Origin of the sequence: Pseudomonas allokribbensis (assembly GCF_014863605.1) — a bacterium.
GTDB classification, from domain to species: domain Bacteria; phylum Pseudomonadota; class Gammaproteobacteria; order Pseudomonadales; family Pseudomonadaceae; genus Aquipseudomonas; species Aquipseudomonas allokribbensis.
Window position 1 is genome coordinate 55454 of record NZ_CP062252.1, and the last position, 16079, is coordinate 71532.

Here is a 16079-nt window from a genome sequence, read left to right on the forward strand (position 1 = left end):
TTGCCGCGCTTAGTTGGCGGCTGCCTTGTTGGTCGCTCGCTCTTTGGCGACCAGTTGGTCAGCCAGCTTCAGAGCTTCTTCGGCACCACCGGCGGAGCCGATGTCGAAACGGTATTTGCCGTTGACGATCATGGTTGGAACGCCGGAGATTTCATACTTCTTGGCCAGTTCGCGAGCCTTGATGATCTGGCCCTTGATGGCGAAGGAGTCGAAGGTGGCCAGGAACTTGTCCTTGTCTACGCCTTGAGTGGCGAGGAAGTCGGCCATGTCGTTCTTGTCGGTCAGCTTCTTGTGTTCTTTCTGGATCGCGTTGAACACGGCTGCGTGAACACTGTGCTCGACGCCCATGGCTTCCAGGGTCAGGAACATTTGACCGTGAGCGTCCCACGGGCCGCCGAACATGGCAGGAATGCGCACGAAGTTGACGTCGGAAGGCAGTTTTTCAACCCACGGATTGATCACGGGTTCGAAGGCGTAGCAGTGCGGGCAGCCGTACCAGAACAGCTCCACCACTTCGATCTTGCCAGGCACGGCAACCGGCACCGGGTTGCTCAGTTCGACGTACGGGGCGGCAGGTGCTTCGGCGGCCTGGGCCGTCACGCCGAACAGGCTGGCAGCGACGAGGGCGGCGCTGATGATCAGATTACGCATGCTTTACTCCTGGGCAAATTGGTCGCCTCGCGCGACCTGTTTTCAGACAGATCCTGGCGGGCATGAGTTCTGTAGTGTAACGGCAGCGGCCACAAAAAAGGGCGGCCAAAGCCACCCTTTTTATACTTCATGCAACGGATTAATCGAGCGTTAACGTGGCAGGCGTTGTCCTTCGCACGCAACGCTCGAATCACCATCGCAGGCCCGGCCTTAGTGCAGGCCCTGGATGTAGCTGGAGACCGCGGCGATGTCTTCATCGCTGAGCTTGCGAGCGATGGTGCGCATGGTCATGGCATCGCCGTCGTTGCTGCGGCCGGCTTCTTCCTTGCGGAAATCGGTCAGTTGCTTGGCGATGTATTGAGCGTGTTGGCCACCCAGATGCGGGAAACCGGCGGCTGCGTTGCCGGCGCCGTTCGGCGAGTGGCAACCGGTGCAGGCTGGCAGGCCTTTTTCCAGGTTGCCGCCACGGAACAGGGCTTCACCGCGAGCGACGATCTTCGGATCGGCGGCGCCGACGCTGCCTTTCTGGCTGGCGAAGTAGGCGGCGATGTCGGACAGGTCCTGATCGCTCAGGTTGGTCAGCAGCCCGGTCATTTCCAGAACGGTGCGCTTGCCCGACTTGATGTCGTGCAACTGCTTGGTCAGGTAGCGTTCACCCTGTCCGGCCAGTTTTGGAAAGTTTGGCGCCATGCTGTTGCCATCCGGGCCATGGCAGGCCCCGCAAACGGCGGCTTTCGCCTGGCCTGCGGCGGCATCACCGGCAGCATGGGCGAAGCCTGAGATTCCCACGGTCAACAGCAGACTCACGATCAATTTGTTCATCAGCTAATCCAACTACGGCTAAGGGTTAAGAGTTATGGACCGGGTTTACTTCCGCTCATCCAGAGGATGATGGCCTGGTAATCCTCGGCACTGCAGTCCATGCACAAACCACGCGGCGGCATCGCCTTGAAACCCTGGGTCAGGTGTTGCACCAGCGTCTCCATACCTTTCGCCAACCTCGGCGTCCAAGCTTCCTGATCGCCTCTTCTGGGCGCCATGGGGAGTTGGCCGGAATGACAGGCACCACAAACACGGTTGTACACTGCTTCCGGATCCTGTGTAGCCTGTGCGCTGTAAAGCGGCATCAAGACTCCGGCAGCCAGCAGCCATTTCGTCATAAAACGACCTTTTCAGGGTTGAGAGCGTTCTGCGTTCTAATGCGCAATCAAGGTCTGTCGCTCTCGTGAACTTCATCCTTCGCTGGGACAAAGCACACACAAAATCTGCGGCATTATATACTGGCGTCACTGAAACGGAAGCGACACCGCGTTCCGCGCCCAATCCCGGCGCCGCCCACATCGGAAATCCCATGCAACTCAAGAATCCCATCCTCGGCCTGTGCCAACAGTCCACGTTCATGCTCAGTGCCGCCAAAGTCGATCAGTGCCCCGACGACGAAGGCTTCGAAGTGGCGTTCGCCGGTCGTTCCAACGCCGGTAAATCCAGCGCGCTGAACACACTGACTCACGCCAGCCTGGCGCGCACCTCGAAAACCCCGGGTCGCACACAGCTGTTGAACTTCTTCAAGCTAGACGATGAACGGCGTCTGGTCGACCTGCCGGGCTACGGTTATGCAAAAGTACCGATCCCGCTCAAGCAACACTGGCAGCGTCACCTTGAGGCTTACCTCGGTGGCCGCGAGAGTTTGAAGGGTTTGATTCTGATGATGGACATCCGTCATCCAATGACCGACTTCGACCTGCTGATGCTCGATTGGGCCGTTGCGGCCGGCATGCCGATGCACATTCTGCTGACCAAAGCCGACAAGCTGACCTACGGCGCAGCCAAGAACACGCTGCTCAAGGTGCAGTCGGAAATTCGTAAGGGTTGGGGTGATCTGGTGACAATCCAGCTGTTCTCCGCACCAAAGCGCATGGGCCTGGAAGAGGCCTACACTGTGTTGGCGGGCTGGATGGAGTTGGCGGATAAAGGCGCAGAGGCCGCGGCAGAGTAAAGGGATTTCAAAACTGCTTGTGGTGCTGCCAGGCAAGGCAAAAGTGCAGCAAAAACGGCCGGGGTCGCGCTCGACTTTAGGGAACCTAAATGAGCATTTTTTGTTGTGCTTTTAACGCAGCATGGCTGCGCCACAGGCAGTTTTGGGGCAAAAAAAAGCCCCGGACTTCATATGGGGAGGGAGAAGTTCCGGGGTTCAAGTTCCGAACCGCTAGGGCGGGGTTCAGATATCTGCCAACACTTAACACAACATAGGAGCATCGAAGGGCTTCACCAGCCATTCAGTAACTCTGAGTGGCCTGTCGCAAGATTAGTTCAGATTCTTTTCAAAAAACTTTGGAATAAGCTCAAGAGCGATCAGAACTAAGCGTCATTCGATGCCTTTGCCGCGACGTCATGTCGCGGCAAAACCCCGTCCCAGAGGCCTCAGTGCGCCTCGTCCCAGTTGTTGCCAACCCCGACTTCCACCAGTAACGGCACGTCCAGTTTCGCCGCTTCGCTCATGTGGACGCGAATTTCGTCGCGAACCTGATCGACCAGATCCTCGCGAACCTCCAGTACCAGTTCGTCGTGCACCTGCAGGATGACTTTGGCGTCCAGCCCCGAAGCGCTCAGCCAGTTATCCACCGCGACCATGGCTTTCTTGATGATGTCCGCTGCGGTGCCCTGCATCGGCGCGTTGATCGCCGTGCGTTCGGCAGCGGCGCGTTCCTGCGGCTTGTTGGAGTTGATGTCCGGCAGGTACAGGCGACGGCCGAAAATCGTTTCCACGTAGCCCTGATCTGCTGCCTGCGCCCGGGTGCGATCCATGTATTCACGAACGCCCGGGTAGCGCGCGAAGTAGGTGTCGATGTAGGCCTTGGCGGTCTTGGTGTCGACGCCGATGTCCTTGCCCAGCTTCTGCGCGCCCATGCCGTAGATCAGGCCGAAGTTGATCGCCTTGGCGCCACGGCGCTGGTCGGACGTCACTTCGTTCAGCTCGACCTTGAACACTTCGGCCGCCGTGGCGGTGTGCACGTCCAGGTTGTTGCGGAAGGCGTTCATCAGGCCTTCGTCGCGGGACAGGTGCGCCATGATGCGCAATTCGATCTGCGAGTAGTCCGCCGCCAGCAGTTTGTAGCCTTTCGGCGCGACGAACGCCTGACGAATGCGTCGGCCTTCAGCGGTGCGCACCGGAATGTTCTGCAGGTTCGGATCGCTTGAGGACAAGCGACCGGTCGATGCCACAGCCTGATGATACGAGGTGTGGATACGCCCGGTGCGCGGGTTGATCTGCTCCGGCAGGCGATCGGTGTAGGTGCTTTTCAGCTTGCTCATGGAACGGTGTTCCATCAGCACTTTTGGCAAGCGGTGATCGTCTTCGGCCAGTTTCGCCAGCACTTCTTCGGCGGTGGACGGCTGGCCCTTGGCGGTTTTCTTCAGCACCGGCAGGCCGAGTTTTTCGTAGAGGATCACGCCGAGTTGCTTCGGCGAGCCCAGGTTGAACTCTTCACCGGCGATTTCGAACGCTTCACGCTCCAGCGCGACCATCTTGTCGCCCAGCTCGATGCTCTGAACGCCAAGCAGTGCAGCATCGACGAATGCGCCCTGACGCTCGATGCGCGCCAGCACCGGCACCAGCGGGATCTCGATGTCGGTCAGCACGCTGGCCAGACTCGGGATGGCGCTGAGTTTTTCGAACAGCGTCTGGTGCAGGCGCAGGGTGACGTCGGCATCTTCGGCGGCATAGGGCCCGGCCTGTTCCAGAGCGATCTGGTCGAAGGTCAGTTGCTTGGCGCCTTTGCCGGCGATGTCCTGGAAGCTCACGGTGGTGTGATCCAGGTACTTCTGCGCCAGGCTGTCCATGTCGTGACGGGTGGCGGTGGAGTTGAGCACGTAGGACTCAAGCATCGTGTCGAAGGCAATGCCGCGCACGGTGATGCCCTGGCTCTGATCGCCACCGATGGCGCAGTTGGCCAGGATGTTCATGTCGAACTTGGCGTGCTGGCCGACCTTGAGCTTGCTGGGGTCTTCCAGAATCGGCTTGAGTGCGCGCAACACGGTGTCACGATCCAGCTGCTCCGGCACGCCGATGTAGGAGTGGGTCAGCGGGATGTAGGCCGCTTCGTTGGCCTGCACCGCGAAGGACAGACCGACCAGTTGCGCCTGCTGGGCGTCGACGCCGGTGGTTTCGGTGTCGAAGGCAAACAGCTTGGCGTTCTTCAGTTTTTCCAGCCAGACGTCGAAACGGGCCTGATCGAGGATGGTTTCGTACGCGGCTTCAGCCGGAGCGACCGGCGCTTCTTCCGCAGGTGCACTGAACAGATCGGCGGCCGGCTCAGGGGCAGCGGCGCTGCTCAGTTCCAGACGCTTGGCGTCGCGTTCCAGATCGTTGATCCAGCTCTTGAACTCCAGCAGGGTGTAGAGCTCAAGCAGTTGGGCCGGGTCTTCCGGGCCCATTTGCAGGTCGTCGAGGCCGATGTCCAGCGGCACGTCGACCTTGATGGTCGCCAGTTGATAGGAGAGGAAGGCCATCTCCTTGTGCTCTTCGAGCTTGGCCGGCAGGGTCTTGGCGCCGCGGATCGGCAGGGTCGGCACGATATCGAGCTGCGCGTAGAGCTCGGTCAGGCCGCCGTTGACGCCGACCAGCAGGCCGGACGCGGTTTTCGGCCCGATGCCGGGAACGCCGGGGATGTTGTCGGAAGAGTCGCCCATCAGGGCCAGATAATCGATGATCTGCTCCGGAGCGACGCCGAATTTCTCCTTCACGCCCTCCACGTCCATCGAACTACCGGACATGGTGTTGACCAAGGTAATGTGCCCGTCGACCAGTTGTGCCATGTCCTTGTCGCCGGTGGAGATGATCACCGGACGATTGGCGGCCGCGCTGCTGCGGGCCAGGGTGCCGATCACGTCATCGGCCTCGACGCCTTCGACGCACAGCAGCGGGAAGCCGAGGGCTTTCACGCTCTGGTGCAGCGGCTCGATCTGCACGCGCATGTCGTCGGGCATGCTCGGGCGGTTGGCTTTGTATTCGGCGTACATCTCATCGCGAAATGTCCCGCCCTTGGCGTCGAACACCACGGCGAACGGGCTGTCCGGATACTGCTTGCGCAGGCTCTTGAGCATGTTCAGCACGCCCTTGACTGCGCCGGTCGGCAGGCCTTTGGAGGTGGTCAGCGGTGGCAGCGCGTGAAAGGCGCGGTACAGGTAAGACGAACCGTCCACCAGGACGAGGGGGGCTTGGCTCATGAGCAGGATCAACCTTTTCGGCGGGTCCGGCGCTAGAATAGCGGGACCGTTGACGACAAAGGGACAAGGTTATCATGCGTACGTTAAATCGCTTGCTGCTGGTCAGTTTGATTGCAACCACGCCACTGGCCGCGATCGCGGCGGATGATGCGCCGTCAGCGGAGCCGGAGGTCACCATCCGTACCGAAGGTGACAAGACCATCCAGGAGTACCGGCAGAACGGTTTCCTGTACGCGATCAAGGTGACCAAGAAGGGTTTTCCGCCCTATTTTCTGGTGCGCGCGGACGGTACTGATGCAAACTTCATCCGCTCGGACCAGCCGGATATGCTGATCCCCGCGTGGAAGATTTTCGAGTGGAAGTAGTTTCTTAATTTCAACCGGCGCCGACGCGATGGCGGCGCCAGAACTGAGCAGTTTTTAACCATGTCTGTGTTCACCCCCCTGGCTCGGCCCGAGCTGGAAACCTTTCTCGCCCCTTACGGGCTCGGCCGTCTGCTCGATTTCCAGGGGATCGCCGCCGGCAGCGAAAACACCAACTTCTTCATCAGCATGGAAAAGGGCGAGTTCGTCCTGACCCTGGTCGAGCGCGGCCCGGTGCAGGAAATGCCGTTCTTCATCGACCTGCTCGACGTCCTTCACGAGGCCGACCTGCCGGTGCCTTACGCACTGCGCACCACCGACGGCGTGGCCCTGCGCGAGCTGAAAGGCAAGCCGGCGCTGTTGCAGCCGCGCCTGGCCGGCAAGCACATCAAGCAGGCCAACGCCCAGCATTGCGCGCAGGTCGGTGACTTGCAGGCGCACCTGCACCTGGCAACCCAGGGCAACAACATGATCAAACGCAAGACCGATCGTGGCCTGGACTGGATGCTGGAAGAGGGCACGCAGTTTCTTTCGCACCTGAGCGACGCGCCGCGCGCTCTGCTGCAAACCGCGCTGGACGAAATCACGCAACAGAAAGACAAAATTCTCGCGCTGCCGCGGGCGAACATCCACGCTGACCTGTTCCGCGACAACGCGATGTTCGAAGGCACGCACCTGACCGGGCTGATCGACTTCTACAATGCCTGCTCCGGGCCGATGCTCTACGACGTGGCGATTGCCTTGAACGATTGGTGTTCGGACGATGATGGCCTGATCGACGGCCCGCGTGCGCGGGCCTTCCTCGGTGCCTACGCGGCGCTACGCCCGTTCACTGCGGCCGAGGCCGAGTTGTGGCCGACCATGCTGCGAGTGGCGTGCGTGCGGTTCTGGCTGTCGCGGTTGATTGCGGCGGAATCGTTCGCCGGGCAAGACGTGCTGATTCACGATCCGAAGGAGTTCGAGCAGCGTCTGGCGCAGCGTCAGCAGGTCAGCACACCGCTGCCGTTTGCCCTGTAAAAGAAAAAAACCGCAGCCTGTGCAGGCTGCGGTTTTTTTGTATTAGAGCGACTCCAGGCACCCTGCCAGATCATTCCCCAGCTTCTCCAGCACTTGCTCATAACCCTGAGCAGTTGCCGGCGTGTACCCACCCAACGCATCCAGCTCCGCCAGCTTCACCGGCAGGCCCGCCACCAGGGTTTCGGCCAAGCGTGGGCGCAACGGCGGCTCACTGAACACGCAAGTCTTGCCGACTTCCTGCAAGCGCGCACGCATCGCCGCGACATGCTGGGCGCCTGGCTGCACTTCCGCCGCAACGCTGAACACACCGGTGTGTTTCAAGCCGTAGGCCTCTTCGAAGTAGTCGAAGGCTTCGTGGAAGACGAAGTAGGGTTTGCCTTCAACGCTGGCCAGGCGCTTCTTCAAACGCTGATCCAGCGCATCGAGACGCGCGTCGAACGCCTTGGCGTTGCTCTGATAGCGCTCGGCATTGGCCGGGTCGGCAGCGCTCAGGTCAGCGGCCATCTTGTCGGCAATAACCCGCGCGTTCACCGGCGATAGCCACAAATGCGCATCGAGAGTACCTGGGCGGTGATCGTGATCATGCTCGTCGGCGTCTTCGGCGTGGGAGTGGCTGTCTTCGGCGAAGCGACGCAGCTTCATGCCCGGCAGGTCCTGCACCGCGACGCTCGGCAGCGTACGACCATTCAGCACGCGTGGCAGGAAACCTTCCATGTCCGGGCCGATCCAGTACAGCAGGTCCACCGATTGCACCTTGCGCACGTCGGACGGGCGCAACGCATAGTTATGCGGCGAAGCCCCCGGTGGCAGCAGCACTTCGGGAATCGCTACGCCGTCCTGCACCGCAGCGGCAATCAATTGCAGCGGCTTGATGCTGGTGAGGACTCTGACTTCGGCCTGGGCCGAACCGATCAGCAGAAAACTGGCGACAAATGCCACAAAAACAGAAAAAAGTCGGGACACGATGACCACTCAAGGAGGCGAGAACGGGTAACATAATAACGTCTCTAACCAAACTCGTCGCCGCTCATGCCTATTACCCCGATTGCCAGCCGTCCCCACGACCACTCCCATTGCGTCCACAGCGCCCTGTCCGAGGCCGATGCCTTGTGTGCACAGAAAGGCCTGCGCCTGACCGCATTGCGTCGGCGGGTGCTGGAACTGGTCTGGCAGAGCCACAAGCCGCTGGGTGCCTACGACATTCTGGCGGTGCTCAGCGAGCAGGACGGCCGCCGCGCTGCGCCGCCAACCGTGTACCGCGCGCTGGATTTCCTGCTGGAAAACGGCCTGGTGCACCGCATCTCCTCGCTGAACGCCTTTGTCGGCTGCGTTCACCCGAAACACTCGCACCAGGGCCAGTTCCTGATCTGCCGCGAGTGCCACGCCGCCATCGAGCTTGAGCAAAAAACCATCAGCGACGCGATCGTCCACAGCGCCAAGGACGTCGGCTTCATCGTCGAGGCCCAGACCGTCGAAGTGGTCGGCCTCTGCTCCGGTTGCCGGGGGGCTTGATGAGCGATGCGTTGATCCGTCTGGAGCAGGTGGCTGTCCGGTTTGCCGGGCAGAACGTGCTGGACAACATTCACCTGAGCGTCGAGCCGGGGCAGATCGTCACCCTGATCGGCCCCAACGGCGCCGGCAAGACCACGCTGGTGCGCGCCGTGCTCGGGCTGCTGAAACCCGACAGCGGCAGTGTCTGGCGCAAGCCGAAACTGCGCATCGGTTACATGCCGCAAAAACTTCACGTCGATCCGACCTTGCCTCTGTCGGTGCTGCGCTTTCTGCGGCTGGTGCCGGGTGTTGATCGCCCGCGTGCGCTGGCGGCACTCAAGGAAGTCGGCGCCGAGCACGTCATCGACAGCCCGGTGCAAAGCGTTTCCGGTGGCGAAATGCAGCGCGTGCTGCTGGCCCGGGCGCTGTTGCGCGAGCCGGAACTGCTGGTGCTCGACGAGCCGGTGCAAGGTGTCGATGTGGCCGGGCAAGCCGAGCTGTACAGCCTGATCACCCGCCTGCGCGACCGTCATGGCTGCGGCGTGTTGATGGTCTCCCACGACCTGCATCTGGTGATGAGCACCACCGATCAAGTGGTGTGCCTCAACCGTCACGTCTGCTGCTCCGGGCATCCCGAGCAGGTCAGTGGCGACCCGGCTTTCGTCGAGTTGTTCGGCAATCACGCGCCGAGCCTGGCGGTCTATCACCACCATCACGACCACGCCCACGACCTGCACGGTTCGGTGGTCAAAGGGCCTGTGACGGGCCAACCTCACGTTCACGGAGATAGCTGCAAGCATGGCTGATTTTCTGTTCTACGCCCTGCTTGCAGGTCTGGCGCTGGCGGTGGTCGCGGGGCCGCTGGGCTCGTTCGTGGTCTGGCGGCGCATGGCCTATTTCGGCGACACCCTGTCCCACGCCGCGCTGCTCGGCGTGGCGCTGGGCTTTCTGCTGGATGTCAGCCCGACCGTTGCGGTCACCGTGGGCTGCCTGCTGCTGGCGGTGCTGCTGGTAACCCTGCAACAGCGTCAGCCGCTGGCGTCCGACACGTTGTTGGGCATTCTTGCGCCGAGCACACTCTCTCTCGGGCTGGTGGTACTAAGCTTCATGCATGAAGTGCGGATCGACCTGATGGCCTATCTGTTTGGCGATCTGTTGGCGATCAGTCCGACTGACCTTGCATGGATCCTCGGTGGCAGCGCGGCGGTGCTGGTGCTGCTGGTGACGTTGTGGCGGCCGCTGCTGGCGATCACCGTGCACGAAGAGCTGGCCCGGGTCGAAGGCCTGCCGGTGGCTGGTTTGCGCATGGCGTTGATGTTGCTGATCGCGGTGGTGATCGCCGTGGCGATGAAAATCGTCGGTGTGCTGCTGATTACGTCGCTGTTGATCATCCCGGCAGCTGCGGCACAACGTCACGCCCGCTCGCCGGAGCAGATGGCACTGGGCGCGAGCCTGCTGGGCATGCTCGCCGTGTGTGGCGGGCTGGCGTTGTCCTGGTTCAAGGACACCCCGGCCGGCCCGTCAATCGTTGTGACGGCGGCCGCACTGTTTCTGCTGAGTTTTGTTCTGCCCCGTCGAGGGGTGTAGACTTGCTCGTTTTTTGCGCAAATAGAGAGTCGCAGGAATGAAGCCGTTCGCCTCCCGTTATCTGCTCCTTGTCGCATTTTCAGTGCTGCTGGGCGCCTGCCAAAGCACGCCGCCGGTGGCCGAAGCCCCCGATGCGCGGGCCACGGCCATCGCACAGCTGGAGCAAAGCCTGGCCAGCAGCGAACTGGCCACTGCCGAAGACCAATTGGCAGCCTTGCAGGCCGAAACGCCCAACGATCAGTCCCTTGAGCAATACCAGCGCCAGTTGGCCGAAGCCTATCTGCGCCGCAGCCAGATCGTCCTGCAGAAGGGCGATGTGAATGCTGCCGCAACTGCTTTGGCCCGCGCCCGCGCGCTGATGCCCAAGGCCCCGGCGCTGACCGGTGGCGTCAACGGTGCTATCACCGAAGCCCGCAAGGCTGAACTGGAGAAAGCCGAAGCGGCACTTCAGGCCGCCGAAGCCAAGCCGAAAGCCAAGGTGATCGATCCGACCGCCGAAAGCACCACGGTTGCGCTGAATATCACCGATAGCCGCAAACTTCGCCGTCAACTCGACGCGATCGCCGCCGATGTGGTGAATTACGACTGTGCGGTGAGCATTCAGGCGCCGCGCACCAATGATTACCCGTGGCTGGCGACGTTGATCACCAAGCGCGTGAAGAAGCTCGATCCGGATTTCGATCTGCAGATCGAGAAACAGATCTTGCGCACAGTTCCGGCACAGATGGTCTTGAGCCCACGCAAACCTTGAATGACCGCAGCCTGCATTTCGCAGGCTGCGGTTTTTTTCAGGCCGGAATCGCCTTGGCCTTCGCTTCCCGATCCCAGACCCGATGCTGCCCGATCGCCGCAAAGAACGGCTTGGTCAGCGCTTTCACATCCTTGCCCTCGATCAGCCCGGCATCCACCTCCAGCTTCAACACATCCAGTAACTGCCTGGCGTCGCCTTGCAGCGCAATTGCCTTCAGGTGTTTGTAAGCCTCCAGCAGGTAATGCAACGCCACGCCGTCACCACTCAACACCTTGACCGACGCCGCGCCACCCGGCACGAACACCGCGTCGAACGCCACCGAAGGCAAACCTTCCATCGACGCATCCACCGCCAGGCTTTTGCCATCGGCTGTCTTTACCGGCGCCGAGGTCGGGCCGAGCAATTTGGCATGCGCACCTTCTGCCGCCAGAGCCTTCTTCATCGCATCGATCGCTGCACAATCGACACCATTGGCCACCAGAATCGCCACTTTTCGCGTCTTTATGTTCTCCGGCAACAGGTTGGCCTGACTCAGGGCCGGCGAGTGATCCAAAGATGTCTTGCGTACCTCGACCGTGCCTTTGGCCGGCGCTGGCAACCCAAGGTTGTGCGCCACGCGCTTGGCCAGTTCCAGGTCGATGTTGGCCAGAATCTCGTTCACTTCCCGGGCCCGAATGTGCTCCCGCTCAACCTTGCCCAGTTCGAAGCTGTAGGCCGAAATGATGTGTTCCTGTTCGTGCTTGCTCATGCTCTTGAAGAACAGCCGCGCCTGGGAGAAGTGATCGCTGAACGACTCGCTGCGCTGACGGATCTTGTTGGCGTCGATGCGTTCCGGGTAGCTTTCGAACCCGCCGTCCTGCGCGGCCGGTGGAGTTTCTTTCGGCCAGCCGCCATCAATCGAGTTCGGCTCGTAGGACGCGCGACCCTTGTCGATTACCGTGCGGTGCTGGGCATCGCGCTGGCCGTTGTGGAAGGGCGCGACCGGGCGATTGATCGGCAGCTCATGAAAGTTCGGCCCGCCGAGTCGGCTGATCTGTGTATCGGTGTAGGAAAACAGCCGACCTTGCAGCAACGGGTCATTGGAGAAGTCGATGCCCGGCACGATATGGCCGGGGCAGAACGCGACCTGTTCGGTTTCGGCGAAGAAGTTGTCGGGGTTGCGGTTGAGGGTCATCTTGCCCAGCGGCGTGATCGGGACGATTTCCTCGGGAATCAGTTTGGTAGGGTCGAGGATGTCGAAATCGAAGTCGTGCTCGTTTTCCTCCTCGATGACCTGTACGCCAAGTTCCCATTCCGGGTAGTCCCCCGTCTCGATGGCCTCCCAGAGGTCGCGCCGATGGTAGTCAGTGTCTTTACCCGCCAGCTTCTGCGCTTCGTCCCACACCAGCGAACAGGTGCCGGCGGTGGGGCGCCAGTGGAATTTGACGAAGCGCGACGTGCCCTCGGCGTTGATCAGCCGGAAGGTGTGCACGCCGAAACCCTGCATGCTGCGCAGGCTTTTCGGGATGGCCCGGTCGGACATGGCCCAGATGACCATGTGCGCCGATTCCGGCACCAGCGACACGAAGTCCCAGAACGTGTCGTGAGCCGAGCCGCCGGTGGGCATTTCGTTGTGCGGCTCGGGTTTTACCGCGTGGACGAAGTCGGGAAACTTGATCGCGTCCTGAATGAAGAACACCGGCATGTTGTTGCCGACCAGGTCGAAATTGCCTTCATCAGTGAAGAACTTCACGGCAAAACCACGCACGTCGCGCACGGTATCGCCGGAGCCGCGTGGCCCTTGCACCGTGGAAAAGCGTACGAAAACCGGGGTTTTCTTCCCCGGATCCCGTAGGAAACCAGCCTTGGTCAGCGCCGAATGGTTCTCGTAGGTTTGAAAGAAACCATGTGCACCTGTGCCGCGGGCATGGACGATACGCTCGGGAATCCGCTCATGGTCAAAGTGCGTGATTTTCTCACGCATGATGAAGTCTTCGAGAAGCGACGGCCCACGGGGCCCGGCCTTCAGCGTGTTCTGATTGTCAGCGATCTTCACACCCTGATTGGTGCGCAGGGCCTGGCCGGTGGCGTCGGAGCGAAACTTTTCCAGGCTGTCGAGTTTGGCGTTGGTGTTGGCGCGATCCGGGGTGTTGGTCCCGGCCAGTTGGCTTTTGTCGGTGGCAGGCTTTTTGGTACTCATCAGACGTAAACTCCTCGTTTGACCCCGGTCGCGCCGGGGCTCTTGAGTGGTTCCCGGGCACGGTACCCGGAGTTTCAAGTCGCTTAACTAGTGACTGACGAGGGTTTTTGCCGTTCCTTTTTTATGACCTTTGATCGCGTTATTGCCAAATGAAAGGTTGAATGCGGAATAAATGCTAATAACCTCTATACGGACAGGCTAAAATGCGCGCCCGGCTAACCGCTGATCCTTTTCCAACGCGCCCCACAAGGTTCGCTACGTGATCGAGTTTCAAAACGTCCATAAGACTTACCGCGTCGCCGGTAAGGACATCACCGCGCTGCATCCGACGAGTCTCTCCATCGAGAACGGTCAGGTGTTCGGCCTGATTGGCCATTCCGGCGCGGGAAAAAGTACCCTGCTGCGTCTGATCAATCGCCTGGAAGAATCCAGTGGCGGCAAGATCATTGTCGACGGCGAAGAAGTCACCGCGCTGGACGCCAACGGCCTGCGCCGTTTCCGTCAGCAAGTCGGGATGATCTTCCAGCACTTCAACCTGCTGGCGTCCAAGACCGTGGCCGACAACGTCGCGCTGCCGCTGACCCTCGCCGGTGAACTGTCCCGCGCCGAGATCGACCAGCGTGTGGCCGAATTGCTCAAGCGCGTCGGTTTGTCCGATCACGCGAAAAAATTCCCGGCGCAGTTGTCCGGTGGCCAGAAGCAGCGCGTCGGTATTGCCCGTGCCCTGGCGACCAAGCCGAAAATCCTGCTGTGCGACGAAGCCACCAGCGCCCTCGACCCGCAGACCACCGCGTCGGTGCTGCAACTGCTGGCCGAGATCAACCGTGAGCTGAAGCTGACCATCGTGCTGATCACCCACGAGATGGACGTGATCCGCCGTGTGTGCGATCAGGTGGCGGTGATGGACGCCGGCGTGATCGTCGAGCAAGGCTCGGTGGCCGACGTGTTCCTGCATCCGAAGCACCCGACCACCAAGCGTTTCGTCCAGGAAGACGAGCAGATCGACGAAAGCGAGCAGCGCGATGACTTCGCTCACGTGCCGGGTCGCATCGTACGTCTGACCTTCCAGGGCGAAGCGACCTACGCGCCGTTGCTCGGAACCGTCGCCCGGGAAACCGGTGTGGACTACAGCATCCTGGCCGGTCGTATCGACCGCATCAAAGACATTCCTTACGGGCAATTGACCCTCGCCGTCACCGGTGGCGACATGGACGCGGCGTTCGCCCGCTTCACCGCCGCTGACGTTCACATGGAGGTGTTGCGCTAATGGCAGACCTGATGAGTTTCTTCACCAATATCGACTGGTACGAAATCTGGCTGGCCACTGGCGACACCATGATGATGCTCGGCGGTTCGCTGCTGTTCACCGTGTTGCTCGGCCTGCCGCTGGGCGTGTTGCTGTTTCTGTGCAGCCCGCGTCAGTTGCTCGAAGCCAAAGGCGTATACGCTTTGCTGTCGCTGGTGGTGAACATCCTGCGTTCGCTGCCGTTCATTATTCTGTTGATCGTGATGATCCCGTTCACCGTGCTGATCACCGGCACCTCGCTGGGTGTGGCCGGTGCGATTCCGCCGTTGGTGGTGGGGGCAACGCCGTTCTTCGCGCGGCTGGTGGAAACCGCTCTGCGTGAAGTCGATCGCGGCATCATCGAAGCGACCCAGTCGATGGGTGCGACCACTCGGCAGATCATCATGAACGCCTTGTTGCCGGAGGCCCGTCCGGGCATCTTCGCGGCGATTACGGTGACGGCGATTACACTGGTTTCCTACACCGCAATGGCGGGTGTGGTCGGCGCCGGTGGCCTGGGTGACCTGGCGATTCGTTTCGGCTACCAGCGTTTCCAGACCGACGTGATGATCGTCACCGTGGTGTTGCTGCTGATTCTGGTGCAAGTGCTGCAAATGGCAGGCGACCGACTGGTCGTTCACTTTTCGCGCAAATAACCGGTTTTGTAATGACATGAGCCGGCCATTCGCTGGCAGGCGCCAGACGGGCGCCGTAAAAAGGAGTTAGCTGAATGAAAAAACTGATCGTTGCCCTGGCTGCCGTTGCAGCGTTCTCGGCCCACGCCGACGAAACCCTGACCGTTGCGGCCACCCCGGTGCCGCACGCGGAAATCCTCGAATTCGTGAAGCCGGTTCTGGCCAAAGAAGGCGTGGATCTGAAGGTCAAGGTCTTCACCGATTACATCCAGCCGAACGTGCAGGTGGCCGAGAAGCGTCTGGACGCCAACTTCTTCCAGCACCAGCCGTACCTCGATGAGTTCAACAAGGCCAAGGGCACCAGCCTGGTCGCCGTGACCGGCGTGCACCTGGAGCCGCTGGGCGCGTACTCCAGCAAGATCAAGAAGCTCGACGAGCTGCCAAGCGGCGCCAACGTGGTGATCCCGAATGACGCCACCAACGGCGGCCGTGCGCTGTTGCTGCTGGCCAAGGCTGGCGTGATCACCCTGAAGGATCCGACCAACATCCTGTCGACCGTCAAGGACATCGCCCAGAACCCGAAAGACCTGAAAATCCGTGAACTGGAAGCCGCGACCATCCCGCGCGTGCTGACTCAGGTCGACCTGGCGCTGATCAACACCAACTACGCGCTCGAAGCCAAGCTGGATCCGTCCAAGGACGCGCTGATCATCGAAGGCAGCGACTCGCCTTACGTGAACATTCTGGTGTCCCGTGCGGACAACAAGGACAGCGACGCGATGAAGAAACTGGCCGCTGCCCTGCACAGCCCGGAAGTGAAGAAATTCATCACCGAGAAGTACAAAGGCGCGGTGTTGCCGGCGTTCTGATTCAGATAGCTGCAATGAAAAGGGGA

Annotated in this window: 16 protein-coding genes; 10 read left to right on the forward strand and 6 right to left on the reverse strand. The window is 61.0% G+C overall.

The features are described from left to right. Positions 1-9: 9 nt before the first annotated feature. The 3 genes from IF199_RS00255 to IF199_RS00265 form a co-directional block, all read right to left on the reverse strand. The gene (locus IF199_RS00255; RefSeq protein WP_096822420.1) at positions 10-651 is read right to left on the reverse strand and encodes a thiol:disulfide interchange protein DsbA/DsbL; all 642 of its coding nucleotides are present in this window, start codon (positions 649-651) and stop codon (positions 10-12) included. A 210-nt stretch (positions 652-861) separates the two neighbouring features. Next, complete coding sequence (locus IF199_RS00260) at positions 862-1473, reverse strand: c-type cytochrome (protein ID WP_169428253.1); 612 nt, start codon at positions 1471-1473, stop codon at positions 862-864. 32 nt (positions 1474-1505) lie between these two features. After that, positions 1506-1811 carry a c-type cytochrome gene (locus IF199_RS00265; protein ID WP_192559403.1) on the reverse strand — a complete coding sequence of 102 codons (306 nt, stop codon included), beginning with the start codon at positions 1809-1811 and terminating at the stop codon, positions 1506-1508. 191 nt (positions 1812-2002) lie between these two features. On the opposite strand from IF199_RS00265, the gene yihA reads away from it, so the two are divergent. After that, complete coding sequence (yihA, locus tag IF199_RS00270) at positions 2003-2647, forward strand: ribosome biogenesis GTP-binding protein YihA/YsxC (protein WP_096822423.1); 645 nt, start codon at positions 2003-2005, stop codon at positions 2645-2647. A 425-nt stretch (positions 2648-3072) separates the two neighbouring features. On the opposite strand, the gene polA is transcribed toward yihA, so the two are convergent. Beyond that, on the reverse strand, positions 3073-5877 hold the full coding sequence (gene polA, locus IF199_RS00275) for a DNA polymerase I (protein ID WP_192559404.1): 2805 nt from the start codon (positions 5875-5877) through the stop codon (positions 3073-3075). A 74-nt stretch (positions 5878-5951) separates the two neighbouring features. Here polA and IF199_RS00280 point away from each other — a divergent pair, with 74 nt between their 5' ends. Together IF199_RS00280 and IF199_RS00285 are read left to right on the forward strand one after the other, a co-directional pair. Then, positions 5952-6242, forward strand: a complete 291-nt coding sequence (locus IF199_RS00280; RefSeq protein WP_192559405.1) for a DUF2782 domain-containing protein — start codon at positions 5952-5954, stop codon at positions 6240-6242. A gap of 60 nt (positions 6243-6302) precedes the next feature. Beyond that, entirely contained in the window at positions 6303-7256 is a 954-nt protein-coding gene (locus IF199_RS00285; protein WP_102621162.1) for a homoserine kinase, read from the forward strand. Positions 7257-7298: 42 nt separating this feature from the next. Here IF199_RS00285 and IF199_RS00290 read toward each other — a convergent pair whose 3' ends face one another. Continuing rightward, positions 7299-8219: a zinc ABC transporter substrate-binding protein ZnuA gene (locus IF199_RS00290; RefSeq protein ID WP_102621161.1), complete on the reverse strand. Its 921-nt coding sequence runs from the start codon at positions 8217-8219 to the stop codon at positions 7299-7301. Between the two features lie 66 nt (positions 8220-8285). Between IF199_RS00290 and zur the strand changes: the two genes are divergently transcribed. The 4 genes from zur to IF199_RS00310 are packed head-to-tail and all read left to right on the forward strand — an operon-like array spanning position 8286 to position 11085. Further along, positions 8286-8768 carry a zinc uptake transcriptional repressor Zur gene (gene zur / locus IF199_RS00295; RefSeq protein WP_011331783.1) on the forward strand — a complete coding sequence of 161 codons (483 nt, stop codon included), beginning with the start codon at positions 8286-8288 and terminating at the stop codon, positions 8766-8768. Then, positions 8768-9553 (forward strand): zinc ABC transporter ATP-binding protein ZnuC, encoded by a 786-nt coding sequence (znuC, locus tag IF199_RS00300; protein WP_096822428.1) that lies wholly within the window; start codon positions 8768-8770, stop codon positions 9551-9553. Before zur ends, znuC begins: the two co-directional genes overlap by 1 nt. Further along, positions 9546-10334, forward strand: coding sequence for a zinc ABC transporter permease subunit ZnuB (gene znuB / locus IF199_RS00305; protein ID WP_065260666.1), 789 nt, complete (start codon positions 9546-9548; stop codon positions 10332-10334). Before znuC ends, znuB begins: the two co-directional genes overlap by 8 nt. A gap of 37 nt (positions 10335-10371) precedes the next feature. After that, complete coding sequence (locus IF199_RS00310) at positions 10372-11085, forward strand: PA5502 family lipoprotein (RefSeq protein ID WP_102621160.1); 714 nt, start codon at positions 10372-10374, stop codon at positions 11083-11085. A 37-nt stretch (positions 11086-11122) separates the two neighbouring features. On the opposite strand, the gene katE is transcribed toward IF199_RS00310, so the two are convergent. Continuing rightward, positions 11123-13264: a catalase HPII gene (gene katE / locus IF199_RS00315; protein WP_192559406.1), complete on the reverse strand. Its 2142-nt coding sequence runs from the start codon at positions 13262-13264 to the stop codon at positions 11123-11125. A gap of 259 nt (positions 13265-13523) precedes the next feature. Here katE and IF199_RS00320 point away from each other — a divergent pair, with 259 nt between their 5' ends. From IF199_RS00320 to IF199_RS00330, 3 genes are all read left to right on the forward strand, one after another. Beyond that, complete coding sequence (locus IF199_RS00320) at positions 13524-14531, forward strand: methionine ABC transporter ATP-binding protein (RefSeq protein WP_102621158.1); 1008 nt, start codon at positions 13524-13526, stop codon at positions 14529-14531. Then, the gene (locus tag IF199_RS00325) at positions 14531-15205 is read left to right on the forward strand and encodes a methionine ABC transporter permease (protein ID WP_096822432.1); all 675 of its coding nucleotides are present in this window, start codon (positions 14531-14533) and stop codon (positions 15203-15205) included. Before IF199_RS00320 ends, IF199_RS00325 begins: the two co-directional genes overlap by 1 nt. A gap of 74 nt (positions 15206-15279) precedes the next feature. Beyond that, positions 15280-16053 (forward strand): MetQ/NlpA family ABC transporter substrate-binding protein, encoded by a 774-nt coding sequence (locus IF199_RS00330; protein WP_102621157.1) that lies wholly within the window; start codon positions 15280-15282, stop codon positions 16051-16053. The last annotated feature ends 26 nt before the right edge of the window (positions 16054-16079 follow it).